General features: G+C 47.0%; 13 protein-coding genes, 9 tRNA genes, 6 rRNA genes, 1 pseudogene and 1 other annotated feature. All 29 genes and pseudogenes read left to right on the forward strand.

Annotated features, from left to right (window positions below):
- Nucleotides 1-79: 79 nt before the first annotated feature.
- The 29 genes and pseudogenes from HC660_RS00485 to rlmB all read left to right on the forward strand — a co-directional run bounded on the left by HC660_RS00485 (nt 80) and on the right by rlmB (nt 25,577).
- Nucleotides 80-1,629, forward strand: a 16S ribosomal RNA gene (locus HC660_RS00485).
- A gap of 169 nt (nt 1,630-1,798) precedes the next feature.
- Nucleotides 1,799-4,724 (forward strand): 23S ribosomal RNA (locus HC660_RS00490).
- A 53-nt stretch (nt 4,725-4,777) separates the two neighbouring features.
- Nucleotides 4,778-4,893 (forward strand): 5S ribosomal RNA (gene rrf, locus HC660_RS00495).
- A gap of 22 nt (nt 4,894-4,915) precedes the next feature.
- Nucleotides 4,916-4,991 (forward strand) — tRNA-Val (locus HC660_RS00500).
- Nucleotides 4,992-4,994: 3 nt separating this feature from the next.
- Nucleotides 4,995-5,070 (forward strand) — tRNA-Thr (locus tag HC660_RS00505).
- Between the two features lie 37 nt (nt 5,071-5,107).
- A tRNA-Lys gene (locus HC660_RS00510) sits at nt 5,108-5,183 on the forward strand.
- Nucleotides 5,184-5,190: 7 nt separating this feature from the next.
- Nucleotides 5,191-5,273: transfer RNA gene (locus HC660_RS00515), tRNA-Leu, on the forward strand.
- A gap of 40 nt (nt 5,274-5,313) precedes the next feature.
- Nucleotides 5,314-5,388: transfer RNA gene (locus tag HC660_RS00520), tRNA-Gly, on the forward strand.
- Between the two features lie 14 nt (nt 5,389-5,402).
- A tRNA-Leu gene (locus HC660_RS00525) sits at nt 5,403-5,488 on the forward strand.
- Between the two features lie 9 nt (nt 5,489-5,497).
- Nucleotides 5,498-5,574 (forward strand) — tRNA-Arg (locus HC660_RS00530).
- 23 nt (nt 5,575-5,597) lie between these two features.
- A tRNA-Pro gene (locus HC660_RS00535) sits at nt 5,598-5,674 on the forward strand.
- A gap of 7 nt (nt 5,675-5,681) precedes the next feature.
- Nucleotides 5,682-5,757 (forward strand) — tRNA-Ala (locus HC660_RS00540).
- 175 nt (nt 5,758-5,932) lie between these two features.
- A 16S ribosomal RNA gene (locus HC660_RS00545) occupies nt 5,933-7,482 on the forward strand.
- A gap of 169 nt (nt 7,483-7,651) precedes the next feature.
- Nucleotides 7,652-10,578: ribosomal RNA gene (locus HC660_RS00550) — 23S ribosomal RNA — on the forward strand.
- Nucleotides 10,579-10,631: 53 nt separating this feature from the next.
- Nucleotides 10,632-10,747: ribosomal RNA gene (rrf, locus tag HC660_RS00555) — 5S ribosomal RNA — on the forward strand.
- The 16S, 23S and 5S rRNA genes sit together here with 9 tRNA genes alongside, the layout of an rRNA operon.
- A gap of 244 nt (nt 10,748-10,991) precedes the next feature.
- Complete coding sequence (gene ctsR / locus HC660_RS00560; RefSeq protein WP_010332747.1) at nt 10,992-11,456, forward strand: transcriptional regulator CtsR; 465 nt, start codon at nt 10,992-10,994, stop codon at nt 11,454-11,456.
- Nucleotides 11,457-11,469: 13 nt separating this feature from the next.
- Nucleotides 11,470-12,027 carry a protein-arginine kinase activator protein McsA gene (gene mcsA / locus HC660_RS00565; protein WP_010332748.1) on the forward strand — a complete coding sequence of 186 codons (558 nt, stop codon included), beginning with the start codon at nt 11,470-11,472 and terminating at the stop codon, nt 12,025-12,027.
- Complete coding sequence (gene mcsB / locus HC660_RS00570; protein WP_168746771.1) at nt 12,027-13,118, forward strand: protein-arginine kinase McsB; 1,092 nt, start codon at nt 12,027-12,029, stop codon at nt 13,116-13,118. The genes mcsA and mcsB overlap by 1 nt, the downstream gene beginning before the upstream one ends.
- Nucleotides 13,115-15,547 carry an ATP-dependent protease ATP-binding subunit ClpC gene (gene clpC, locus HC660_RS00575; RefSeq protein WP_010332750.1) on the forward strand — a complete coding sequence of 811 codons (2,433 nt, stop codon included), beginning with the start codon at nt 13,115-13,117 and terminating at the stop codon, nt 15,545-15,547. Before mcsB ends, clpC begins: the two co-directional genes overlap by 4 nt.
- 91 nt (nt 15,548-15,638) lie before the next feature.
- Nucleotides 15,639-17,015, forward strand: a complete 1,377-nt coding sequence (radA, locus tag HC660_RS00580; protein ID WP_010332751.1) for a DNA repair protein RadA — start codon at nt 15,639-15,641, stop codon at nt 17,013-17,015.
- 3 nt (nt 17,016-17,018) lie between these two features.
- Nucleotides 17,019-18,101, forward strand: coding sequence for a DNA integrity scanning diadenylate cyclase DisA (disA, locus tag HC660_RS00585; RefSeq protein WP_003242042.1), 1,083 nt, complete (start codon nt 17,019-17,021; stop codon nt 18,099-18,101).
- A 119-nt stretch (nt 18,102-18,220) separates the two neighbouring features.
- A complete protein-coding gene (locus HC660_RS00590; RefSeq protein ID WP_168746772.1) occupies nt 18,221-19,321 on the forward strand; it encodes a PIN/TRAM domain-containing protein in 1,101 nt (366 codons plus the stop codon).
- 14 nt (nt 19,322-19,335) lie between these two features.
- Nucleotides 19,336-20,034: a 2-C-methyl-D-erythritol 4-phosphate cytidylyltransferase gene (gene ispD, locus HC660_RS00595; protein ID WP_010332753.1), complete on the forward strand. Its 699-nt coding sequence runs from the start codon at nt 19,336-19,338 to the stop codon at nt 20,032-20,034.
- Complete coding sequence (gene ispF / locus HC660_RS00600; RefSeq protein WP_010332754.1) at nt 20,027-20,503, forward strand: 2-C-methyl-D-erythritol 2,4-cyclodiphosphate synthase; 477 nt, start codon at nt 20,027-20,029, stop codon at nt 20,501-20,503. The genes ispD and ispF overlap by 8 nt, the downstream gene beginning before the upstream one ends.
- Before the next feature lie 88 nt (nt 20,504-20,591).
- Nucleotides 20,592-22,043: a glutamate--tRNA ligase gene (gene gltX / locus HC660_RS00605; RefSeq protein WP_168746773.1), complete on the forward strand. Its 1,452-nt coding sequence runs from the start codon at nt 20,592-20,594 to the stop codon at nt 22,041-22,043.
- 2 nt (nt 22,044-22,045) lie between these two features.
- Nucleotides 22,046-22,276 (forward strand) — a binding site (T-box leader).
- A gap of 81 nt (nt 22,277-22,357) precedes the next feature.
- Entirely contained in the window at nt 22,358-23,011 is a 654-nt protein-coding gene (gene cysE, locus HC660_RS00610; protein WP_010332756.1) for a serine O-acetyltransferase, read from the forward strand.
- Nucleotides 23,008-24,408 (forward strand): cysteine--tRNA ligase, encoded by a 1,401-nt coding sequence (gene cysS / locus HC660_RS00615; RefSeq protein WP_168746774.1) that lies wholly within the window; start codon nt 23,008-23,010, stop codon nt 24,406-24,408. The genes cysE and cysS overlap by 4 nt, the downstream gene beginning before the upstream one ends.
- A 3-nt stretch (nt 24,409-24,411) precedes the next feature.
- Nucleotides 24,412-24,835: pseudogene (locus HC660_RS00620) on the forward strand (mini-ribonuclease 3).
- Nucleotides 24,828-25,577, forward strand: a complete 750-nt coding sequence (gene rlmB / locus HC660_RS00625; protein ID WP_168746775.1) for a 23S rRNA (guanosine(2251)-2'-O)-methyltransferase RlmB — start codon at nt 24,828-24,830, stop codon at nt 25,575-25,577. Before HC660_RS00620 ends, rlmB begins: the two are co-directional and overlap by 8 nt.
- The last annotated feature ends 1 nt before the right edge of the window (nt 25,578 follow it).

The following is a 25,578-nucleotide window of genomic DNA, read 5'->3' on the forward strand; positions in this document are numbered from 1 at the left end:
ACTAAACAAGACAAAACGTACCTGTTAATTCAAGTTTTAAATAAATCGCACAGCGATGTGCGTAGTCAGTCAAACTACTTTATCGGAGAGTTTGATCCTGGCTCAGGACGAACGCTGGCGGCGTGCCTAATACATGCAAGTCGAGCGGACAGATGGGAGCTTGCTCCCTGATGTTAGCGGCGGACGGGTGAGTAACACGTGGGTAACCTGCCTGTAAGACTGGGATAACTCCGGGAAACCGGGGCTAATACCGGATGCTTGTTTGAACCGCATGGTTCAAACATAAAAGGTGGCTTCGGCTACCACTTACAGATGGACCCGCGGCGCATTAGCTAGTTGGTGAGGTAACGGCTCACCAAGGCAACGATGCGTAGCCGACCTGAGAGGGTGATCGGCCACACTGGGACTGAGACACGGCCCAGACTCCTACGGGAGGCAGCAGTAGGGAATCTTCCGCAATGGACGAAAGTCTGACGGAGCAACGCCGCGTGAGTGATGAAGGTTTTCGGATCGTAAAGCTCTGTTGTTAGGGAAGAACAAGTACCGTTCGAATAGGGCGGTACCTTGACGGTACCTAACCAGAAAGCCACGGCTAACTACGTGCCAGCAGCCGCGGTAATACGTAGGTGGCAAGCGTTGTCCGGAATTATTGGGCGTAAAGGGCTCGCAGGCGGTTCCTTAAGTCTGATGTGAAAGCCCCCGGCTCAACCGGGGAGGGTCATTGGAAACTGGGGAACTTGAGTGCAGAAGAGGAGAGTGGAATTCCACGTGTAGCGGTGAAATGCGTAGAGATGTGGAGGAACACCAGTGGCGAAGGCGACTCTCTGGTCTGTAACTGACGCTGAGGAGCGAAAGCGTGGGGAGCGAACAGGATTAGATACCCTGGTAGTCCACGCCGTAAACGATGAGTGCTAAGTGTTAGGGGGTTTCCGCCCCTTAGTGCTGCAGCTAACGCATTAAGCACTCCGCCTGGGGAGTACGGTCGCAAGACTGAAACTCAAAGGAATTGACGGGGGCCCGCACAAGCGGTGGAGCATGTGGTTTAATTCGAAGCAACGCGAAGAACCTTACCAGGTCTTGACATCCTCTGACAATCCTAGAGATAGGACGTCCCCTTCGGGGGCAGAGTGACAGGTGGTGCATGGTTGTCGTCAGCTCGTGTCGTGAGATGTTGGGTTAAGTCCCGCAACGAGCGCAACCCTTGATCTTAGTTGCCAGCATTCAGTTGGGCACTCTAAGGTGACTGCCGGTGACAAACCGGAGGAAGGTGGGGATGACGTCAAATCATCATGCCCCTTATGACCTGGGCTACACACGTGCTACAATGGACAGAACAAAGGGCAGCAAAACCGCGAGGTTAAGCCAATCCCACAAATCTGTTCTCAGTTCGGATCGCAGTCTGCAACTCGACTGCGTGAAGCTGGAATCGCTAGTAATCGCGGATCAGCATGCCGCGGTGAATACGTTCCCGGGCCTTGTACACACCGCCCGTCACACCACGAGAGTTTGTAACACCCGAAGTCGGTGAGGTAACCTTTATGGAGCCAGCCGCCGAAGGTGGGACAGATGATTGGGGTGAAGTCGTAACAAGGTAGCCGTATCGGAAGGTGCGGCTGGATCACCTCCTTTCTAAGGATATTTACGGAATATAAGACCTTGGGTCTTATAAACAGAACGTTCCCTGTCTTGTTTAGTTTTGAAGGATCATTCCTTCGAAACGTGTTCTTTGAAAACTAGATAACAGTAGACATCACATTCAATTAGTAATACAAGATATCACATAGTGATTCTTTTTAACGGTTAAGTTAGAAAGGGCGCACGGTGGATGCCTTGGCACTAGGAGCCGATGAAGGACGGGACGAACACCGATATGCTTCGGGGAGCTGTAAGCAAGCTTTGATCCGGAGATTTCCGAATGGGGAAACCCACCACTCGTAATGGAGTGGTATCCATATCTGAATTCATAGGATATGAGAAGGCAGACCCGGGGAACTGAAACATCTAAGTACCCGGAGGAAGAGAAAGCAAATGCGATTCCCTGAGTAGCGGCGAGCGAAACGGGATTAGCCCAAACCAAGAGGCTTGCCTCTTGGGGTTGTAGGACACTCTATACGGAGTTACAAAGGAACGAGGTAGATGAAGAGGTCTGGAAAGGCCCGCCATAGAAGGTAACAGCCCTGTAGTCAAAACTTCGTTCTCTCCAGAGTGGATCCTGAGTACGGCGGAACACGTGAAATTCCGTCGGAATCCGGGAGGACCATCTCCCAAGGCTAAATACTCCCTAGTGACCGATAGTGAACCAGTACCGTGAGGGAAAGGTGAAAAGCACCCCGGAAGGGGAGTGAAAGAGATCCTGAAACCGTGTGCCTACAAGTAGTCAGAGCCCGTTAACGGGTGATGGCGTGCCTTTTGTAGAATGAACCGGCGAGTTACGATCCCGTGCAAGGTTAAGCAGAAGATGCGGAGCCGCAGCGAAAGCGAGTCTGAATAGGGCGCATGAGTACGTGGTCGTAGACCCGAAACCAGGTGATCTACCCATGTCCAGGGTGAAGTTCAGGTAACACTGAATGGAGGCCCGAACCCACGCACGTTGAAAAGTGCGGGGATGAGGTGTGGGTAGGGGTGAAATGCCAATCGAACCTGGAGATAGCTGGTTCTCTCCGAAATAGCTTTAGGGCTAGCCTCAAGGTAAGAGTCTTGGAGGTAGAGCACTGATTGGACTAGGGGCCCCTACCGGGTTACCGAATTCAGTCAAACTCCGAATGCCAATGACTTATCCTTGGGAGTCAGACTGCGAGTGATAAGATCCGTAGTCGAAAGGGAAACAGCCCAGACCGCCAGCTAAGGTCCCAAAGTATACGTTAAGTGGAAAAGGATGTGGAGTTGCTTAGACAACCAGGATGTTGGCTTAGAAGCAGCCACCATTTAAAGAGTGCGTAATAGCTCACTGGTCGAGTGACTCTGCGCCGAAAATGTACCGGGGCTAAACGTATCACCGAAGCTGCGGACTGTTCTTCGAACAGTGGTAGGAGAGCGTTCTAAGGGCTGTGAAGCCAGACCGGAAGGACTGGTGGAGCGCTTAGAAGTGAGAATGCCGGTATGAGTAGCGAAAGAGGGGTGAGAATCCCCTCCACCGAATGCCTAAGGTTTCCTGAGGAAGGCTCGTCCGCTCAGGGTTAGTCGGGACCTAAGCCGAGGCCGAAAGGCGTAGGCGATGGACAACAGGTTGATATTCCTGTACCACCTCCTCACCATTTGAGCAATGGGGGGACGCAGGAGGATAGGGTAAGCGCGGTATTGGATATCCGCGTCCAAGCAGTTAGGCTGGGAAATAGGCAAATCCGTTTCCCATAAGGCTGAGCTGTGATGGCGAGCGAAATTTAGTAGCGAAGTTCCTGATTCCACACTGCCAAGAAAAGCCTCTAGCGAGGTGAGAGGTGCCCGTACCGCAAACCGACACAGGTAGGCGAGGAGAGAATCCTAAGGTGATCGAGAGAACTCTCGTTAAGGAACTCGGCAAAATGACCCCGTAACTTCGGGAGAAGGGGTGCTCTGTTAGGGTGAAAGCCCGAGAGAGCCGCAGTGAATAGGCCCAGGCGACTGTTTAGCAAAAACACAGGTCTCTGCGAAGCCGTAAGGCGAAGTATAGGGGCTGACGCCTGCCCGGTGCTGGAAGGTTAAGAGGAGCGCTTAGCGTAAGCGAAGGTGCGAATTGAAGCCCCAGTAAACGGCGGCCGTAACTATAACGGTCCTAAGGTAGCGAAATTCCTTGTCGGGTAAGTTCCGACCCGCACGAAAGGCGCAACGATCTGGGCACTGTCTCAACGAGAGACTCGGTGAAATTATAGTACCTGTGAAGATGCAGGTTACCCGCGACAGGACGGAAAGACCCCGTGGAGCTTTACTGCAGCCTGATATTGAATGTTGGTACAGCTTGTACAGGATAGGTAGGAGCCTTGGAAACCGGAGCGCCAGCTTCGGTGGAGGCATCGGTGGGATACTACCCTGGCTGTATTGACCTTCTAACCCGCCGCCCTTATCGGGCGGGGAGACAGTGTCAGGTGGGCAGTTTGACTGGGGCGGTCGCCTCCTAAAAGGTAACGGAGGCGCCCAAAGGTTCCCTCAGAATGGTTGGAAATCATTCGCAGAGTGTAAAGGCACAAGGGAGCTTGACTGCGAGACCTACAAGTCGAGCAGGGACGAAAGTCGGGCTTAGTGATCCGGTGGTTCCGCATGGAAGGGCCATCGCTCAACGGATAAAAGCTACCCCGGGGATAACAGGCTTATCTCCCCAAGAGTCCACATCGACGGGGAGGTTTGGCACCTCGATGTCGGCTCATCGCATCCTGGGGCTGTAGTCGGTCCCAAGGGTTGGGCTGTTCGCCCATTAAAGCGGTACGCGAGCTGGGTTCAGAACGTCGTGAGACAGTTCGGTCCCTATCCGTCGCGGGCGCAGGAAATTTGAGAGGAGCTGTCCTTAGTACGAGAGGACCGGGATGGACGCACCGCTGGTGTACCAGTTGTTCTGCCAAGGGCATCGCTGGGTAGCTATGTGCGGACGGGATAAGTGCTGAAAGCATCTAAGCATGAAGCCCCCTCAAGATGAGATTTCCCATTCCGCAAGGAAGTAAGATCCCTGAAAGATGATCAGGTTGATAGGTCTGAGGTGGAAGTGTGGCGACACATGGAGCTGACAGATACTAATCGATCGAGGACTTAACCTAATTTCTAATGATGTCACACCTGTTATCTAGTTTTGAGAGAACACTCTCAATTGTTTGGTGGCGATAGCGAAGAGGTCACACCCGTTCCCATGCCGAACACGGAAGTTAAGCTCTTCAGCGCCGATGGTAGTCGGGGGTTTCCCCCTGTGAGAGTAGGACGCCGCCAAGCAATTGCACGTTAGTGCAATTATGGAGGATTAGCTCAGCTGGGAGAGCATCTGCCTTACAAGCAGAGGGTCGGCGGTTCGAGCCCGTCATCCTCCACCATTTGCCGGTGTAGCTCAATTGGTAGAGCAACTGACTTGTAATCAGTAGGTTGGGGGTTCAAGTCCTCTTGCCGGCACCACTTTTATATGATATAATATTCAAGTCTCTTGTAAGAAGAGCCATTAGCTCAGTTGGTAGAGCATCTGACTTTTAATCAGAGGGTCGAAGGTTCGAGTCCTTCATGGCTCACCATTTTTAAGCGGGTGTGGCGGAATTGGCAGACGCGCTAGACTTAGGATCTAGTGTCTTTATGACGTGGGGGTTCAAGTCCCTTCACCCGCATTATATAGGATGACAGTTATAAAAACTGGACATCCTGTCTGCGGAAGTAGTTCAGTGGTAGAACACCACCTTGCCAAGGTGGGGGTCGCGGGTTCGAATCCCGTCTTCCGCTCCAACTATACCATCCACGCCGGGGTGGTGGAATTGGCAGACACACAGGACTTAAAATCCTGCGGTAGGTGACTACCGTGCCGGTTCAAGTCCGGCCCTCGGCATTATCATTTGCGCCCGTAGCTCAATTGGATAGAGCGTTTGACTACGGATCAAAAGGTTAGGGGTTCGACTCCTCTCGGGCGCGCCATATATTATTTTAATATGAGGAATCGGGAAGTAGCTCAGCTTGGTAGAGCACATGGTTTGGGACCATGGGGTCGCAGGTTCGAATCCTGTCTTCCCGACCATTTTTATGGGGCCTTAGCTCAGCTGGGAGAGCGCCTGCTTTGCACGCAGGAGGTCAGCGGTTCGATCCCGCTAGGCTCCACCAAAAAAAGATTTAAAAAAAGTTGTTGACTTTGAGAAAGCGACGTTGTATACTAATAAAGTTGCTTTAACAAGGCGATAAACAAAATGATCTTTGAAAACTAAACAAGACAAAACGTACCTGTTAATTCAAGTTTTAAATAAATCGCACAGCGATGTGCGTAGTCAGTCAAACTACTTTATCGGAGAGTTTGATCCTGGCTCAGGACGAACGCTGGCGGCGTGCCTAATACATGCAAGTCGAGCGGACAGATGGGAGCTTGCTCCCTGATGTTAGCGGCGGACGGGTGAGTAACACGTGGGTAACCTGCCTGTAAGACTGGGATAACTCCGGGAAACCGGGGCTAATACCGGATGCTTGTTTGAACCGCATGGTTCAAACATAAAAGGTGGCTTCGGCTACCACTTACAGATGGACCCGCGGCGCATTAGCTAGTTGGTGAGGTAACGGCTCACCAAGGCAACGATGCGTAGCCGACCTGAGAGGGTGATCGGCCACACTGGGACTGAGACACGGCCCAGACTCCTACGGGAGGCAGCAGTAGGGAATCTTCCGCAATGGACGAAAGTCTGACGGAGCAACGCCGCGTGAGTGATGAAGGTTTTCGGATCGTAAAGCTCTGTTGTTAGGGAAGAACAAGTACCGTTCGAATAGGGCGGTACCTTGACGGTACCTAACCAGAAAGCCACGGCTAACTACGTGCCAGCAGCCGCGGTAATACGTAGGTGGCAAGCGTTGTCCGGAATTATTGGGCGTAAAGGGCTCGCAGGCGGTTCCTTAAGTCTGATGTGAAAGCCCCCGGCTCAACCGGGGAGGGTCATTGGAAACTGGGGAACTTGAGTGCAGAAGAGGAGAGTGGAATTCCACGTGTAGCGGTGAAATGCGTAGAGATGTGGAGGAACACCAGTGGCGAAGGCGACTCTCTGGTCTGTAACTGACGCTGAGGAGCGAAAGCGTGGGGAGCGAACAGGATTAGATACCCTGGTAGTCCACGCCGTAAACGATGAGTGCTAAGTGTTAGGGGGTTTCCGCCCCTTAGTGCTGCAGCTAACGCATTAAGCACTCCGCCTGGGGAGTACGGTCGCAAGACTGAAACTCAAAGGAATTGACGGGGGCCCGCACAAGCGGTGGAGCATGTGGTTTAATTCGAAGCAACGCGAAGAACCTTACCAGGTCTTGACATCCTCTGACAATCCTAGAGATAGGACGTCCCCTTCGGGGGCAGAGTGACAGGTGGTGCATGGTTGTCGTCAGCTCGTGTCGTGAGATGTTGGGTTAAGTCCCGCAACGAGCGCAACCCTTGATCTTAGTTGCCAGCATTCAGTTGGGCACTCTAAGGTGACTGCCGGTGACAAACCGGAGGAAGGTGGGGATGACGTCAAATCATCATGCCCCTTATGACCTGGGCTACACACGTGCTACAATGGACAGAACAAAGGGCAGCAAAACCGCGAGGTTAAGCCAATCCCACAAATCTGTTCTCAGTTCGGATCGCAGTCTGCAACTCGACTGCGTGAAGCTGGAATCGCTAGTAATCGCGGATCAGCATGCCGCGGTGAATACGTTCCCGGGCCTTGTACACACCGCCCGTCACACCACGAGAGTTTGTAACACCCGAAGTCGGTGAGGTAACCTTTATGGAGCCAGCCGCCGAAGGTGGGACAGATGATTGGGGTGAAGTCGTAACAAGGTAGCCGTATCGGAAGGTGCGGCTGGATCACCTCCTTTCTAAGGATATTTACGGAATATAAGACCTTGGGTCTTATAAACAGAACGTTCCCTGTCTTGTTTAGTTTTGAAGGATCATTCCTTCGAAACGTGTTCTTTGAAAACTAGATAACAGTAGACATCACATTCAATTAGTAATACAAGATATCACATAGTGATTCTTTTTAACGGTTAAGTTAGAAAGGGCGCACGGTGGATGCCTTGGCACTAGGAGCCGATGAAGGACGGGACGAACACCGATATGCTTCGGGGAGCTGTAAGCAAGCTTTGATCCGGAGATTTCCGAATGGGGAAACCCACCACTCGTAATGGAGTGGTATCCATATCTGAATTCATAGGATATGAGAAGGCAGACCCGGGGAACTGAAACATCTAAGTACCCGGAGGAAGAGAAAGCAAATGCGATTCCCTGAGTAGCGGCGAGCGAAACGGGATTAGCCCAAACCAAGAGGCTTGCCTCTTGGGGTTGTAGGACACTCTATACGGAGTTACAAAGGAACGAGGTAGATGAAGAGGTCTGGAAAGGCCCGCCATAGAAGGTAACAGCCCTGTAGTCAAAACTTCGTTCTCTCCAGAGTGGATCCTGAGTACGGCGGAACACGTGAAATTCCGTCGGAATCCGGGAGGACCATCTCCCAAGGCTAAATACTCCCTAGTGACCGATAGTGAACCAGTACCGTGAGGGAAAGGTGAAAAGCACCCCGGAAGGGGAGTGAAAGAGATCCTGAAACCGTGTGCCTACAAGTAGTCAGAGCCCGTTAACGGGTGATGGCGTGCCTTTTGTAGAATGAACCGGCGAGTTACGATCCCGTGCAAGGTTAAGCAGAAGATGCGGAGCCGCAGCGAAAGCGAGTCTGAATAGGGCGCATGAGTACGTGGTCGTAGACCCGAAACCAGGTGATCTACCCATGTCCAGGGTGAAGTTCAGGTAACACTGAATGGAGGCCCGAACCCACGCACGTTGAAAAGTGCGGGGATGAGGTGTGGGTAGGGGTGAAATGCCAATCGAACCTGGAGATAGCTGGTTCTCTCCGAAATAGCTTTAGGGCTAGCCTCAAGGTAAGAGTCTTGGAGGTAGAGCACTGATTGGACTAGGGGCCCCTACCGGGTTACCGAATTCAGTCAAACTCCGAATGCCAATGACTTATCCTTGGGAGTCAGACTGCGAGTGATAAGATCCGTAGTCGAAAGGGAAACAGCCCAGACCGCCAGCTAAGGTCCCAAAGTATACGTTAAGTGGAAAAGGATGTGGAGTTGCTTAGACAACCAGGATGTTGGCTTAGAAGCAGCCACCATTTAAAGAGTGCGTAATAGCTCACTGGTCGAGTGACTCTGCGCCGAAAATGTACCGGGGCTAAACGTATCACCGAAGCTGCGGACTGTTCTTCGAACAGTGGTAGGAGAGCGTTCTAAGGGCTGTGAAGCCAGACCGGAAGGACTGGTGGAGCGCTTAGAAGTGAGAATGCCGGTATGAGTAGCGAAAGAGGGGTGAGAATCCCCTCCACCGAATGCCTAAGGTTTCCTGAGGAAGGCTCGTCCGCTCAGGGTTAGTCGGGACCTAAGCCGAGGCCGAAAGGCGTAGGCGATGGACAACAGGTTGATATTCCTGTACCACCTCCTCACCATTTGAGCAATGGGGGGACGCAGGAGGATAGGGTAAGCGCGGTATTGGATATCCGCGTCCAAGCAGTTAGGCTGGGAAATAGGCAAATCCGTTTCCCATAAGGCTGAGCTGTGATGGCGAGCGAAATTTAGTAGCGAAGTTCCTGATTCCACACTGCCAAGAAAAGCCTCTAGCGAGGTGAGAGGTGCCCGTACCGCAAACCGACACAGGTAGGCGAGGAGAGAATCCTAAGGTGATCGAGAGAACTCTCGTTAAGGAACTCGGCAAAATGACCCCGTAACTTCGGGAGAAGGGGTGCTCTGTTAGGGTGCAAGCCCGAGAGAGCCGCAGTGAATAGGCCCAGGCGACTGTTTAGCAAAAACACAGGTCTCTGCGAAGCCGTAAGGCGAAGTATAGGGGCTGACGCCTGCCCGGTGCTGGAAGGTTAAGAGGAGCGCTTAGCGTAAGCGAAGGTGCGAATTGAAGCCCCAGTAAACGGCGGCCGTAACTATAACGGTCCTAAGGTAGCGAAATTCCTTGTCGGGTAAGTTCCGACCCGCACGAAAGGCGCAACGATCTGGGCACTGTCTCAACGAGAGACTCGGTGAAATTATAGTACCTGTGAAGATGCAGGTTACCCGCGACAGGACGGAAAGACCCCGTGGAGCTTTACTGCAGCCTGATATTGAATGTTGGTACAGCTTGTACAGGATAGGTAGGAGCCTTGGAAACCGGAGCGCCAGCTTCGGTGGAGGCATCGGTGGGATACTACCCTGGCTGTATTGACCTTCTAACCCGCCGCCCTTATCGGGCGGGGAGACAGTGTCAGGTGGGCAGTTTGACTGGGGCGGTCGCCTCCTAAAAGGTAACGGAGGCGCCCAAAGGTTCCCTCAGAATGGTTGGAAATCATTCGCAGAGTGTAAAGGCACAAGGGAGCTTGACTGCGAGACCTACAAGTCGAGCAGGGACGAAAGTCGGGCTTAGTGATCCGGTGGTTCCGCATGGAAGGGCCATCGCTCAACGGATAAAAGCTACCCCGGGGATAACAGGCTTATCTCCCCCAAGAGTCCACATCGACGGGGAGGTTTGGCACCTCGATGTCGGCTCATCGCATCCTGGGGCTGTAGTCGGTCCCAAGGGTTGGGCTGTTCGCCCATTAAAGCGGTACGCGAGCTGGGTTCAGAACGTCGTGAGACAGTTCGGTCCCTATCCGTCGCGGGCGCAGGAAATTTGAGAGGAGCTGTCCTTAGTACGAGAGGACCGGGATGGACGCACCGCTGGTGTACCAGTTGTTCTGCCAAGGGCATCGCTGGGTAGCTATGTGCGGACGGGATAAGTGCTGAAAGCATCTAAGCATGAAGCCCCCTCAAGATGAGATTTCCCATTCCGCAAGGAAGTAAGATCCCTGAAAGATGATCAGGTTGATAGGTCTGAGGTGGAAGTGTGGCGACACATGGAGCTGACAGATACTAATCGATCGAGGACTTAACCTAATTTCTAATGATGTCACACCTGTTATCTAGTTTTGAGAGAACACTCTCAATTGTTTGGTGGCGATAGCGAAGAGGTCACACCCGTTCCCATGCCGAACACGGAAGTTAAGCTCTTCAGCGCCGATGGTAGTCGGGGGTTTCCCCCTGTGAGAGTAGGACGCCGCCAAGCAATTAATAAAAGGACAGCTCATATGAGCTGTCCTTTTTGCGTTCTCCTTTATTGGTATCATAAAATTTCATTTAGTTATATAATATAATAACTTCACAGAGAAATTTTAAGTGAATAATCAGGTTTTATGGATCTAGAAAATGGAAATACTTAAGATAGAGCGATAAAGTTGAAAATTCTCGAAAAACACCTTATAGTAAGATTAAAGTCAAATATAGTCAAAGTCAATAAAGGAGGGGGTTGAGTGGGACATAATATTTCTGACATCATTGAACAGTACTTGAAACAAGTGTTAGATCAAAATGGCAAGGAAATTTTAGAAATTAAACGGAGTGAAATTGCAGATAAATTTCAATGTGTTCCTTCCCAAATAAATTATGTCATCAACACCAGATTTACAAGCGAGAGAGGATATATTGTTGAGAGCAAACGCGGGGGCGGCGGTTACATCAGAATCATTAAAATTAAAATGAATAATGAAGTTGTTCTAATCAATAATATTATTTCTCAAATTAATACCCATTTGTCTCAAGCAGCCTCTGATGACATTATTTTAAGGCTATTAGAAGACAAGGTGATCTCTGAGAGAGAAGCAAAAATGATGGTCAGCGTGATGGATCGCTCAGTACTGTACATTGATTTGCCTGAACGTGATGAATTGAGAGCGAGAATGATGAAAGCTATGCTGACCGCTTTAAAATTAAAATAAGCGGGTGAAAAGATTGATTTGTCAAGAGTGCAATGAGAGACCAGCCACTTTTCACTTTACAAAGGTTGTTAACGGAGAGAAAAAAGAGGTTCACATCTGCGAACAATGTGCAAAAGAACACAGCGACTCATATGGTATAAGTGCAAGTCATGGTTTCTCTATTCATAATTTACTATCAGGCTTACTGAACATGGATTCTTCATTTCAGAATGCTGGAACTCAAATGTTCAGCCATTCCGAGCAAATATCTGCTTGTCCGAAGTGCGGAATGACATTTCAGCAATTTAGAAAAACCGGCCGATTTGGCTGTGCCGAATGTTATAAAACATTTCATAGCAACATTACACCGATCTTACGCAAAGTTCACAGCGGAAACACTGTGCATGGCGGGAAAATACCGAAACGTATAGGCGGCAACCTGCACGTCAGACGACAGATCGAAATGCTGAAAAAAGAATTAGAAGCTTTAATACACCAAGAAGAATTTGAAAATGCAGCCCATGTGAGAGATCAAATTCGTTCATTAGAACAGTCACTCAAAAGTACAGATAGTGAGGAGGAACAGGGGTAATGTCGCTAAAGCATTTTATTCAGGACGCATTAAGCAGTTGGATGAAGCAGAAAGGCCCTGAAAGTGACATTGTACTCAGCAGCCGCATACGTTTAGCTAGAAACTTTGAGAATATTCGGTTCCCTACGCGATATTCCAATGAAGAAGCCTCATCCATCTTGCAACAGTTTGAAGAACAGTTTTCAGAACATGAAATTCCCGGTGTCGGCAAATTCCTTTTAATTAGAATGAACGACGCACAGCCTTTAGAAAAACGGGTGCTTGTTGAAAAGCATCTCATCAGCCCTAATTTGACAGAGTCTCCTTTTGGCGGCTGTTTGCTTTCTGAAAATGAGGAAGTGAGCGTCATGTTAAATGAGGAGGACCACATTAGAATTCAGTGTCTTTTCCCAGGATTTCAGCTTCCACAAGCAATGAAAGCCGCAAACCAAGTTGATGACTGGATTGAGGAAAAGGTTGATTATGCATTTAGTGAGCAAAGAGGTTACTTAACCAGCTGTCCTACAAATGTAGGTACGGGCCTAAGGGCTTCAGTCATGATGCATCTTCCGGCACTGGTTTTAACTAGGCAAATAAATCGAATTATACCGGCTATTAATCAATTAGGCTTAGTTGTTAGAGGAATTTATGGGGAAGGCAGCGAAGCAGTAGGAAATATCTTTCAAATTTCAAATCAAATTACGCTTGGAAAGTCGGAGCAGGATATTGTCGATGACCTTAACAGCGTAGCTGCCCAGCTGATTGAACAGGAACGATCTGCTCGAGAAGCGCTTTACCAAACCTCTAAGATTGAGCTTGAGGATCGTGTGTATCGATCCTATGGAGTCTTGTCCAATTGCCGGATGATTGAATCGAAAGAAACTGCAAAGTGCCTTTCAGATGTTCGGTTAGGTATAGACTTAGGCATTATAAAAGGACTTTCAAGCAATATACTTAATGAACTGATGATTTTAACACAGCCGGGATTTTTACAGCAGTACTCGGGAGGCGCTTTGCGTCCGAACGAAAGAGATATACGAAGAGCGGCTCTTATCAGAGAACGGCTTCACTTAGAAATGAATGGGAATAGACAGGAGGATGAATCGATATGATGTTTGGAAGATTTACAGAACGAGCTCAAAAGGTACTGGCGCTTGCACAGGAAGAAGCACTGCGTTTAGGTCATAACAATATCGGCACTGAACATATTTTATTAGGACTGGTGCGAGAAGGAGAGGGCATCGCTGCTAAAGCACTTCAAGCGCTTGGACTTGGTTCAGATAAAATTCAAAAAGAAGTTGAGAGCTTAATCGGGCGCGGACAGGAAATGTCTCAAACGATTCATTATACTCCGAGAGCTAAAAAAGTCATTGAGTTATCAATGGATGAGGCCAGAAAACTCGGCCATTCTTATGTGGGAACAGAGCATATTCTTCTTGGACTTATTCGCGAAGGTGAAGGTGTTGCTGCGAGAGTGCTTAACAATCTCGGAGTCAGCTTAAATAAAGCAAGACAGCAAGTGCTTCAGCTTCTTGGAAGTAATGAAACAGGTTCATCAGCGGCTGGAACAAACAGCAATGCGAATACGCCAACACTAGATAGCCTGGCAAGAGATTTAACAGCGATTGCGAAGGAAGACAGCCTTGATCCGGTTATCGGCAGAAGCAAAGAAATTCAGCGTGTTATTGAAGTGCTGAGCCGCAGAACGAAAAACAATCCTGTTCTGATTGGGGAACCGGGCGTAGGTAAAACGGCTATCGCAGAAGGTCTCGCACAGCAAATTATTAATAATGAAGTTCCCGAAATTTTACGGGATAAACGCGTTATGACATTAGACATGGGAACAGTTGTTGCCGGTACAAAATACCGCGGTGAATTTGAGGATCGTTTGAAAAAAGTGATGGATGAAATCCGTCAGGCAGGAAACATCATTCTATTCATTGATGAGCTCCATACACTAATCGGAGCGGGCGGAGCAGAAGGTGCCATTGACGCATCCAACATCTTGAAACCTTCACTTGCTCGCGGAGAACTTCAGTGTATCGGTGCGACAACTCTTGATGAGTATCGTAAATATATTGAAAAAGATGCAGCTCTGGAGCGCCGTTTTCAGCCAATCCAGGTTGATCAGCCGTCGGTAGACGAGAGCATTCAAATCTTAAAAGGCTTGCGTGACCGATATGAAGCTCACCACCGCGTTTCTATCACTGATGAAGCCATTGAAGCTGCGGTTAAGCTTTCTGACAGATATATTTCTGACCGTTTCCTTCCCGATAAAGCTATTGACTTGATCGATGAAGCGGGCTCAAAGGTCAGATTGCGTTCATTTACAACGCCTCCTAATTTAAAAGAGCTTGAACAGAAACTTGATGAAGTTCGTAAAGAGAAGGATGCTGCGGTGCAAAGCCAAGAATTTGAAAAAGCGGCTTCCTTGCGTGATACGGAACAGCGTTTGCGTGAACAGGTGGAGGATACGAAAAAATCATGGAAAGAGAAGCAGGGGCAGGAAAACTCAGAGGTTTCTGTGGATGATATTGCGATGGTTGTATCCAGCTGGACTGGGGTGCCTGTTTCAAAAATCGCTCAAACTGAAACAGATAAGCTTCTTAATATGGAGAGCATTCTTCATTCCCGTGTCATCGGCCAAGATGAAGCTGTTGTAGCCGTTGCTAAAGCGGTCAGACGTGCGAGAGCAGGGCTAAAAGATCCTAAACGTCCAATCGGCTCATTCATTTTCTTAGGCCCTACAGGCGTAGGTAAAACGGAGCTTGCACGGGCGCTTGCTGAGTCTATCTTCGGTGATGAAGAAGCCATGATCAGAATTGATATGTCTGAATACATGGAAAAACACTCGACTTCTAGACTTGTAGGTTCACCTCCAGGGTATGTGGGTTACGATGAGGGCGGCCAATTAACAGAGAAGGTAAGAAGAAAACCATACTCTGTTGTGCTTCTTGATGAAATTGAAAAAGCGCACCCTGACGTCTTCAATATCCTCCTTCAAGTTCTTGAAGACGGACGATTAACTGATTCTAAAGGCCGTACAGTCGATTTCCGCAACACGATTCTGATCATGACATCAAACGTCGGAGCAAGTGAGCTGAAACGCAACAAATATGTCGGCTTCAACGTTCAGGATGAGACGCAGAATCATAAAGACATGAAGGATAAAGTGATGGGTGAACTGAAACGTGCGTTCAGACCGGAATTCATCAACCGTATTGATGAAATTATCGTCTTCCATTCACTTGAGAAAAAACATCTGGCTGAAATCGTGTCATTGATGTCTGATCAATTAACGAAACGTCTTAAAGAACAGGATCTTTCTATAGAATTGACGGAAGCTGCGAAAGCAAAAGTCGCGGAAGAGGGCGTAGACCTTGAATACGGTGCCCGCCCGCTCAGAAGAGCCATTCAAAAACATGTGGAGGACCGTTTATCTGAAGAACTGCTCAGAGGTAACATTCATAAAGGGCACCATATCGTTCTTGATGTAGAAGATGGCGAATTTGTCGTAAAAACGACTGCTAAAACGAATTAATATAGAAGACGAAAATGAGGCATACAGCATGTAAGTGTATGCCTCAATTTCGTATCAAGAAATAGAACAAGGGAGAGGTCTTACACTATTTATGGCTAAAACAAAATCCAAATTCATCTGCCAATCCTGCGGCTACGAGTCTCCAAAATGGATGGGGAAATGTCCGGGCTGCGGTGCTTGGAATACAATGGTGGAAGAAATGATTAAAAAAGCACCGGCCAATCGGAGAGCGGCTTTTTCTCATTCTGTTCAAACCGTACAGAAACCTTCCCCCATAACATCAATCGAAACATCAGAAGAACCTCGGGTTAAAACACAGCTCGGCGAGTTTAACAGAGTGCTCGGAGGCGGAGTGGTAAAGGGATCACTTGTTTTAATTGGCGGGGACCCCGGTATCGGGAAATCGACCTTACTACTGCAAGTATCCGCTCAGCTATCTGGTTCATCGCGTCATGTTCTATACATTTCAGGAGAAGAATCGGTAAAACAAACGAAATTAAGAGCAGACCGTCTGGGCATAAATAATCCCTCACTGCATGTTTTATCCGAAACCGATATGGAGTATATTTCGTCTGCTATAGAAGAGATGAATCCAGCGTTTGTCGTTGTCGACTCTATTCAAACGGTTTATCAAAGTGATATCACATCGGCTCCCGGCAGTGTATCACAAGTAAGAGAATGTACAGCCGCGCTGATGAAAATTGCAAAAACAAAAGGTATTCCGATATTTATTGTGGGTCACGTAACGAAAGAAGGATCCATCGCGGGGCCGAGACTGCTGGAGCATATGGTTGACACTGTTTTATACTTTGAAGGAGAACGTCACCATACTTTCCGAATCTTACGGGCTGTAAAAAACCGCTTTGGTTCTACAAACGAAATGGGTATTTTTGAAATGCGGGAAGAAGGGCTCACTGAGGTACTGAATCCCTCAGAGATCTTCTTAGAAGAGCGTTCGGCGGGATCTTCGGGGTCGAGCATAACGGCTTCTATGGAAGGTACAAGGCCTATTCTTGTTGAAATTCAGGCACTCATCTCGCCAACGAGCTTTGGCAATCCGCGGCGCATGGCGACAGGGATAGATCATAACAGGGTGTCACTGTTAATGGCTGTATTAGAAAAAAGAGTAGGGCTGCTGCTGCAAAATCAGGATGCATATTTGAAGGTAGCGGGCGGCGTCAAACTAGATGAACCTGCGATTGATCTTGCTATAGCGGTAAGTATCGCATCGAGCTTTAGAGATACACCTCCAAATCCTGCAGATTGCTTTATAGGAGAAGTGGGATTAACCGGAGAAGTCCGCCGGGTATCAAGAATTGAACAGCGTGTAAAAGAAGCGGCAAAGCTTGGCTTTAAACGCATGATCATACCTGCGGCAAATCTGGATGGATGGACGAAACCAAAAGGGATTGAGGTCATCGGAGTAGCAAATGTTTCAGAGGCACTTCGTACTTCATTAGGAGGATAATAGATGGAAAAAGAGAAAAAAGGGGCGAAACATGAGTTAGATCTGTCTTCTATTTTGCAGTTTGTTGCTCCTGGAACACCGCTCAGAGCGGGGATAGAAAATGTGCTGAGAGCAAATACAGGCGGTCTGATTGTTGTTGGATATAATGATAAAGTAAAAGAAGTGGTGGATGGCGGTTTCCACATTAACACTGCTTTTTCTCCGGCGCATTTATATGAACTGGCTAAAATGGATGGTGCGATTATTTTAAGTGATTCTGGTCAAAAAATCCTATATGCCAATACACAATTGATGCCTGAAGCCACAATTTCTTCGTCAGAAACAGGAATGCGGCACCGCACTGCCGAAAGAGTAGCTAAGCAAACCGGCTGTCTCGTTATCGCAATTTCTGAGAGAAGAAATGTCATAACGTTATATCAGGAAAGTATGAAGTATACACTAAAAGACATAGGATTTATTTTAACAAAAGCGAACCAAGCCATTCAAACTCTAGAAAAATATAAAACAATTCTGGACAAAACGATTAATGCACTAAACGCATTAGAGTTTGAGGAACTCGTTACTTTCAGCGATGTTCTGTCTGTGATGCACCGTTATGAAATGGTGCTGCGAATTAAAAATGAAATCAACATGTATATTAGGGAGCTGGGAACAGAAGGTCATTTGATTAAGCTGCAGGTCATCGAACTGATTACTGATATGGAAGAAGAGGCTGCTTTATTTATTAAGGATTACGTGAAGGAAAAAATTAAAGATCCGTTTGTCCTTTTAAAAGAGCTGCAGGATATGTCCAGCTACGATTTGCTTGATGATTCCATTGTTTATAAGCTTCTTGGTTACCCGGCTTCTACAAATCTTGATGACTATGTTCTGCCTAGAGGATACAGGCTGCTAAATAAGATACCGCGCCTTCCGATGCCAATTGTGGAAAATGTAGTGGAAGCATTTGGCGTCCTGCCGAGAATTATTGAGGCAAGTGCGGAAGAATTAGATGAAGTAGAGGGTATCGGTGAAGTACGAGCCCAAAAAATCAAAAAGGGCTTAAAACGTCTTCAAGAGAAGCATTATTTAGACAGACAGCTATGATTTTCGGTTAAAACCATATCATTACGGGTATATTATTGTTGGTTTTTGTTTATTCTGATATTCGTAGGTTGCATAAAATCTTATGAAATATAACAATTTTCTTTAAAGGAGGTGGGGGTATGTTAAAACGAATAGTTCAGGCGTTCTTCATTATTTTCGGCGGCGTTGTTGGTATATTTTTAATACCTGAATTGTTTGTACTGTTAAGTTTACAGGACATACCTTTAATAACAAACGCATATACGTCTGCGGCAATAGGTGCAATTATCTTTTTTCTCATCAGTATATGGGGTACAGATTACGTTGTGAACTGGGTGAAGTGGATAGAGGATTCATTATTAAAAGCGCCGGTTCCAGATTTGTTATTTGGAAGTCTTGGCTTAGTATTTGGACTTATAATTGCTTATCTTATCGTAAACGTTATTCCTTTAGACAATATACCTTACCGCATACTCAGCACAATCATCCCTGTGTTTTTAGCTTTCTTTCTCGGTTATCTGGGCTTTCAGGTGGGCTTTAAGAAAAAGGATGAACTGATCAGCCTATTCTCCATTTCCGCCAGAATGCAAAAGAAAAAAGGAGCAGCCGATGAAGAGCACGAGGTCCAAGACAAAAAGCTGAAAATCCTGGACACAAGTGTTATTATTGATGGGAGAATTGCAGATATTTGTCAGACTGGTTTTTTAGAGGGAATCATCGTGATTCCGCAGTTTGTCCTTGAGGAATTGCAGCATATCGCTGACTCCTCAGATGTGTTAAAACGCAACAGAGGGCGCCGCGGTCTTGATATCCTGAACCGCATTCAAAAAGAATTAGATATTAAAGTGGAAATTTATGAAGGTGACTTTGAAGATATTCAGGAGGTTGACAGCAAGCTTGTCAAACTCGCTAAACTGACATCCGGAGTCGTTGTGACGAATGATTTTAATTTAAATAAAGTATGCGAGCTTCAGAAGGTAGCAGTATTGAACATTAATGACCTTGCCAACGCGGTCAAGCCCGTTGTGCTTCCGGGTGAGGAAATGAATGTTCAGGTCATTAAAGACGGCAAAGAGCATAATCAGGGAGTAGCTTACTTGGATGACGGCACTATGATTGTCGTTGAAGAAGGACGGAATTATATCGGCAAACACATTGATGTTCTCGTCACAAGTGTGCTGCAGACAGCAGCGGGACGAATGATTTTTGCCAAGCCTAAGCTGTTGGAGAAGGCGCTGTAAAGGGAGAAAGAACAATGAATTATGATGTGGTTATTCCTGCGGCCGGACAGGGGAAACGGATGAAGGCAGGGAGAAATAAACTGTTTATCGAGCTGAAAGGAGATCCGGTTATCATTCACACTTTACGGGTGTTTGACAGCCATCGTCCGTGCGACAGAATCATCTTGGTGATTAACGAGCGCGAACGTGAAGACTTTCAGCAATTGCTGAGCCAATATCCGTTTCAAACCGCTATCGAGCTTGTAGCAGGCGGAGATGAACGCCAGCACAGTGTTTATAAAGGACTCAAAGCCATTAAACAAGAAAAGATTGTGCTCGTTCACGACGGCGCTCGTCCTTTTATAAAGCATGAACAGATTGACGAACTGATCGTTGAAGCGGAGCAGGCAGGAGCGGCCATCCTGGCTGTTCCGGTAAAAGATACGATTAAACGCGTTCAAGGTTTAGAAGTCAGTGAGACGATTGAACGTTCAAGCTTGTGGGCTGTCCAAACGCCACAAGCTTTTCGTCTTTCTTTATTGATGGAGGCTCACGCTGAGGCAGAGCGCAGAGGATTTTTAGGAACGGATGACGCCAGTCTCGTCGAACAGCTTGAGGGCGGTTCGGTCCGTGTTGTAGAAGGTAACTATACAAATATTAAGCTGACAACTCCTGATGATTTAACGTCAGCTGAAGCTATCATGGAAGCAGAAAGTGGGAATAAACATGTTTAGAATCGGACAAGGTTTTGATGTGCACCAATTAGTAGAGGGCCGGCCTCTCATTATCGGCGGAGTTGAAATTCCGTATGAAAAAGGATTGCTCGGACATTCTGACGCGGATGTATTATTGCACACCGTTGCTGACGCATGCCTCGGAGCTGTCGGGGAGGGCGACATCGGCAAGCACTTTCCTGATACAGATCCTGAGTTCAAGGATGCTGATTCGTTTCAATTACTTCAGCATGTCTGGGGGATTGTGAAACAGAAAGGATATGTACTCGGAAATATTGATTGCACGATCATTGCACAGAAGCCAAAGATGGCGCCGTACATAGAAGACATGAGAAAAAGAATCGCCGAAGGGCTTGAGGCAGAGGTTTCCCAAGTGAATGTAAAAGCGACCACGACCGAAAAGCTTGGATTTACAGGAAGAGCGGAAGGAATAGCGGCTCAAGCGACAGTGCTGATACAAAAAGGCTAACTTGTTTTGATGCCCGGTCTATTTGGTGGTAGAATAGATGCATACATTTAGCCTGAGGCCATACATGAGATGAAAGGAAGTATTTGAAATGGGAAACGAAGTACGCGTTCGTTATGCACCGAGTCCAACAGGACATTTGCATATTGGAAATGCCAGAACGGCGCTTTTTAATTATTTATTTGCCCGCAACCAAGGCGGTAAGTTTATTATTCGTGTTGAGGACACGGATAAAAAACGCAACATTGAGGGCGGAGAACAAAGCCAGCTTAACTATTTAAAATGGCTTGGCATCGACTGGGATGAGAGTGTGGATGTCGGCGGAGATTACGGCCCATACCGTCAGTCCGAGCGTAATGATATCTATAAGGTTTACTATGAAGAGCTGCTTGAAAAAGGGCTTGCTTATAAATGTTTCTGTACGGAAGAAGAACTTGAAAAAGAACGTGAAGAGCAGATTGCCCGCGGAGAGATGCCGCGTTATTCCGGAAAGCACAGAGATCTGACTCAGGAAGAACAGGAAAAATTCCTTGCAGAGGGCAGAAAGCCTAGTATTCGTTTCCGCGTCCCTGAAGGAAAAATCATTGCGTTCAATGATATTGTAAAAGGTGAAATTTCTTTCGAATCTGATGGCATCGGCGACTTTGTTATTGTGAAAAAAGACGGCACGCCGACTTATAACTTTGCAGTAGCTGTGGATGACTATCTAATGAAAATGACGCACGTGCTGCGCGGTGAGGATCATATCTCGAATACACCAAAACAGATCATGATCTATCAAGCATTTGGATGGGATATTCCTCAGTTCGGCCACATGACGCTGATTGTAAATGAAAGCCGTAAAAAGCTCAGCAAACGTGATGAATCCATTATCCAATTCATTGAGCAATATAAAGAGCTTGGCTACTTGCCGGAAGCGCTGTTTAACTTTATCGGCCTGCTGGGCTGGTCGCCGGTGGGAGAAGAAGAGCTTTTCACAAAAGAAGAGTTTATTGACATTTTTGATGTAAACCGGTTATCTAAATCACCAGCTCTGTTTGATATGCATAAGCTAAAATGGGTCAACAACCAATATGTGAAAAAATTGGATCTTGATCAGGTTGTTGAGCTTACGCTTCCGCATCTTCAAAAAGCCGGCAAAGTTGGCAATGAGCTTTCTCCTGAAGAACAAGAATGGGTTCGCAAACTGATTTCTCTATATCATGAGCAATTGAGCTACGGTGCAGAAATTGTTGAGTTGACTGATTTGTTCTTTACGGATGAGATCGAGTATAATCAAGAAGCAAAAGCTGTTCTAGAAGAAGAGCAGGTGCCTGAAGTGCTTAGCACATTCGCTGCGAAGCTTGAAGAGCTAGAGGAGTTCACTCCGGAACAGATCAAAGCTTCTATCAAAGCAGTGCAGAAAGAAACAGGTCATAAAGGGAAAAAGCTGTTTATGCCGATCCGTGTTGCTGTAACAGGCCAAACTCACGGTCCTGAGCTTCCGCAATCAATTGAACTGATCGGAAAAGAATCTGCAATTCAGCGGTTGAAAAATATCTAAATAGATGATTGTTGACAGGGAAGAGTATAAAGCTTTAGACCAATACAGAAAGGATCTTCATTGGCTGAGAGAGATCCAGGAGTCGGGTTTTAGAAGTGCGCCCTTAAGACCTTTGAAGAACGTTTTTCGAAATCAGTATTCAAAGGCGGCCGCCGCCGTTACAGGCTGAAGTTGGGAGAGCAGGAGTCTGCTTTTCAAACAGAGTGGAACCGCGCGGTTAAAGCGTCTCTGTCATGTTTACATGCAGAGGCGCTTTTTTTATTGGTGTCTAGAGGAAATAGATAGAGGGTAGCGTGTAGAATGGGGGGAAGCATGTGTTTTTTAAAATGTTCAAAGAAGACATTGATACGGTGTTCGATCAAGATCCTGCAGCACGAAGTTATTTTGAAGTGATTTTAACTTATTCCGGTTTACATGCTATATGGGCGCATCGGATTGCACATGCTTTATATAAACGAAAATTTTATTTCCTTGCACGCCTTATATCTCAGGTGAGCCGATTTTTTACAGGAATTGAAATCCACCCAGGGGCTACGATCGGAAGAAGATTTTTCATAGACCATGGGATGGGGGTTGTCATTGGGGAGACATGTGAAATTGGCAATAACGTAACCGTTTTTCAGGGAGTTACCCTTGGAGGAACGGGGAAAGAAAGGGGAAAAAGGCATCCGACAATTAAAGATGACGCATTGATAGCAACAGGTGCTAAAGTGCTCGGTTCGATTACTGTCGGTGAAGGCTCCAAAATAGGGGCTGGTTCAGTTGTGCTGCACGATGTTCCGGACTACTCCACAGTTGTCGGCATCCCGGGAAGGGTTGTCGTTCAAAACGGCAAGAAAATCAAACGGGATCTAAACCATCAGGATTTACCCGATCCTGTTGCTGACCGATTTAAGTCTTTGGAACTGCAGATTTTAGAGCTGAAGGCGGAACTTGAAGACAGAAAAGAAAGGATTAATCAAAAATGACAATCACTCTTTATAATACATTGACCAGACAGAAGGAAACATTCGTTCCTCTTGAAGAGGGGAAAGTGAAAATGTACGTGTGCGGACCGACGGTTTACAATTATATTCATATAGGGAATGCCCGTCCGGCCATCGTTTATGACACGATACGAAACTATTTGGAGTATAAAGGCTACGATGTCCAGTATGTCTCTAACTTCACAGATGTAGATGATAAATTAATTAAAGCGGCAAATGAACTCGGTGAAGATGTTCCAACCATTTCTGAGCGTTTTATTAAGGCATACTTTGAAGATGTGGGCGCTCTTGGCTGCAGAAAAGCAGACCTTCATCCGCGCGTCATGGAAAACATGGACGCGATTATTGATTTCATAGATCAGCTGGTGAAAAAGGGCTATGCTTATGAATCTGAAGGAGATGTGTATTTCAAAACAAGAGCATTTGAGGGATACGGAAAGCTTTCGCAGCAATCGATTGATGAATTGAGATCTGGCGCACGCATCCGAGTTGGCGAGAAAAAAGAAGATGCTCTTGATTTCGCTCTGTGGAAAGCGGCTAAAGAAGGAGAAATCTCCTGGGATAGCCCTTGGGGGAAAGGACGTCCGGGCTGGCACATTGAATGCTCTGCTATGGTGAAAAAGTACTTAGGTGATCAGATTGATATCCATGCAGGCGGCCAGGATTTAACCTTCCCTCACCATGAAAATGAAATTGCACAATCTGAAGCGCTGACTGGCAAAACATTTGCGAAATACTGGCTTCATAATGGCTATATCAATATCGATAATGAAAAAATGTCAAAATCACTCGGCAACTTTGTGCTTGTGCATGACATTATTAAACAGCATGATCCGCAGCTCCTCAGATTCTTTATGCTGTCTGTTCATTATCGTCACCCCATCAACTATTCAGAAGAGCTTCTGGAGAACACAAAGAGCGCGTTTAACCGGTTGAAAACAGCGTACAGCAACCTTCAGCACCGTTTAAACAGCAGCACGAATTTAACAGAAGATGATGATAAATGGCTTGCAAAGATTGAAGAACATCGAAAAGCATTTGAAGAAGCAATGGATGATGATTTTAATACAGCGAATGCCATTTCTGTTTTGTTCGATTTGGCGAAAAATGCGAACTATTATCTTCAGGAAGATCATACGGCAGATCATGTGATTACAGCGTTTATTGACATGTTTGACCGAATTGTTTCTGTCCTCGGTTTCTCACTGGGTGAGCAGGAGCTTCTGGATCAAGAGATTGAAGATTTGATTGAAAAAAGAAATGAAGCGCGCCGCAATCGTGATTTTGCTCTGTCAGACCAGATCCGTGACCAGCTGAAAAGCATGAATATCATTCTTGAAGATACGGCTCAAGGCACTCGCTGGAAACGGGGAGAATAACGGATGCTTGATTTTGAAACGATAAAAGATTCAAAGCAGCTTAACGGTCTTGCGCTTGCTTATATAGGTGATGCCATTTTTGAAGTTTATGTGAGGCATCACCTGCTTAAGCAGGGATTTACCAAACCAAATGATCTTCACAAAAAATCAAGTCGGATCGTATCGGCAAAGTCACAGGCTGAGATCCTTTTCTTTCTGCGGAATCAATCATTTTTCACGGAAGAAGAGGAAGCGGTGCTGAAAAGAGGCAGAAATGCCAAGTCGGGAACGATACCTAAAAATACAGATGTTCAGACGTACCGCTATAGTACAGCATTTGAAGCACTGCTAGGCTATCTTTTTCTTGAGAAAAAAGAAGAAAGACTGAATCAGCTTGTTGCTGAAGCTATACAATTCGGGACGGTCAGGGAGGAAAACAAATGAGTGAGCAACATGATTACGTCATAGGAAAAAATGCAGTGATCGAGACGTTAAAATCAGGTCGTAAGCTGTATAAGCTGTGGATGGCGGAAAACACCGTAAAAGGACAAGCACAGCAGGTGATTGAGCTTGCGAAAAAGCAGGGCATCACCATTCAATACGTCCCCAGAAAAAAACTCGACCAAATGGTTACAGGGCAGCATCAAGGCGTAGTGGCACAGGTCGCAGCATATGAGTACGCGGAACTGGACGACTTATATAAAGCGGCAGAGGAAAGAAATGAACAGCCTTTCTTTCTCATTCTGGACGAGCTTGAGGACCCTCATAATCTCGGTTCAATTATGAGAACAGCCGATGCAGTCGGCGCCCATGGCATTGTGATTCCAAAACGCAGAGCTGTCGGTCTGACAACTACGGTGGCGAAGGCTTCAACAGGCGCAATTGAGCATATTCCAGTGGCAAAGGTCACTAATTTGGCGCGAACACTAGAGGAAATGAAAGAGCGGGGAATCTGGGTTGTCGGAACGGATGCATCCGCGCGGGAGGATTACCGCACAATGGACGGCGGCATGCCTTTAGCTCTCGTCATCGGAAGTGAAGGAAAAGGAATGGGACGCCTGATTAAAGAAAAATGTGATTTTCTTATTAAACTCCCGATGGCCGGTAAAGTTACTTCACTCAATGCGTCTGTAGCGGCGGGGCTTTTGATGTATGAAGTCTACCGGAAACGAAATCCTCTGGGAGAATAAT

Source organism: Bacillus mojavensis (assembly GCF_012648005.1).
Taxonomy (GTDB): domain Bacteria; phylum Bacillota; class Bacilli; order Bacillales; family Bacillaceae; genus Bacillus; species Bacillus mojavensis.

Coding starts and splice junctions, on each gene's coding strand:
- mcsB (WP_168746771.1), top strand. CDS start 12,027: ATGTCGCTAAAGCATTTTATTCAGGACGCATTAAGCAGTTGGATGAAG.
- clpC (WP_010332750.1), top strand. CDS start 13,115: ATGATGTTTGGAAGATTTACAGAACGAGCTCAAAAGGTACTGGCGCTT.
- radA (WP_010332751.1), top strand. CDS start 15,639: ATGGCTAAAACAAAATCCAAATTCATCTGCCAATCCTGCGGCTACGAG.
- disA (WP_003242042.1), top strand. CDS start 17,019: ATGGAAAAAGAGAAAAAAGGGGCGAAACATGAGTTAGATCTGTCTTCT.
- HC660_RS00590 (WP_168746772.1), top strand. CDS start 18,221: ATGTTAAAACGAATAGTTCAGGCGTTCTTCATTATTTTCGGCGGCGTT.
- ispD (WP_010332753.1), top strand. CDS start 19,336: ATGAATTATGATGTGGTTATTCCTGCGGCCGGACAGGGGAAACGGATG.
- ispF (WP_010332754.1), top strand. CDS start 20,027: ATGTTTAGAATCGGACAAGGTTTTGATGTGCACCAATTAGTAGAGGGC.
- gltX (WP_168746773.1), top strand. CDS start 20,592: ATGGGAAACGAAGTACGCGTTCGTTATGCACCGAGTCCAACAGGACAT.
- cysS (WP_168746774.1), top strand. CDS start 23,008: ATGACAATCACTCTTTATAATACATTGACCAGACAGAAGGAAACATTC.
- rlmB (WP_168746775.1), top strand. CDS start 24,828: ATGAGTGAGCAACATGATTACGTCATAGGAAAAAATGCAGTGATCGAG.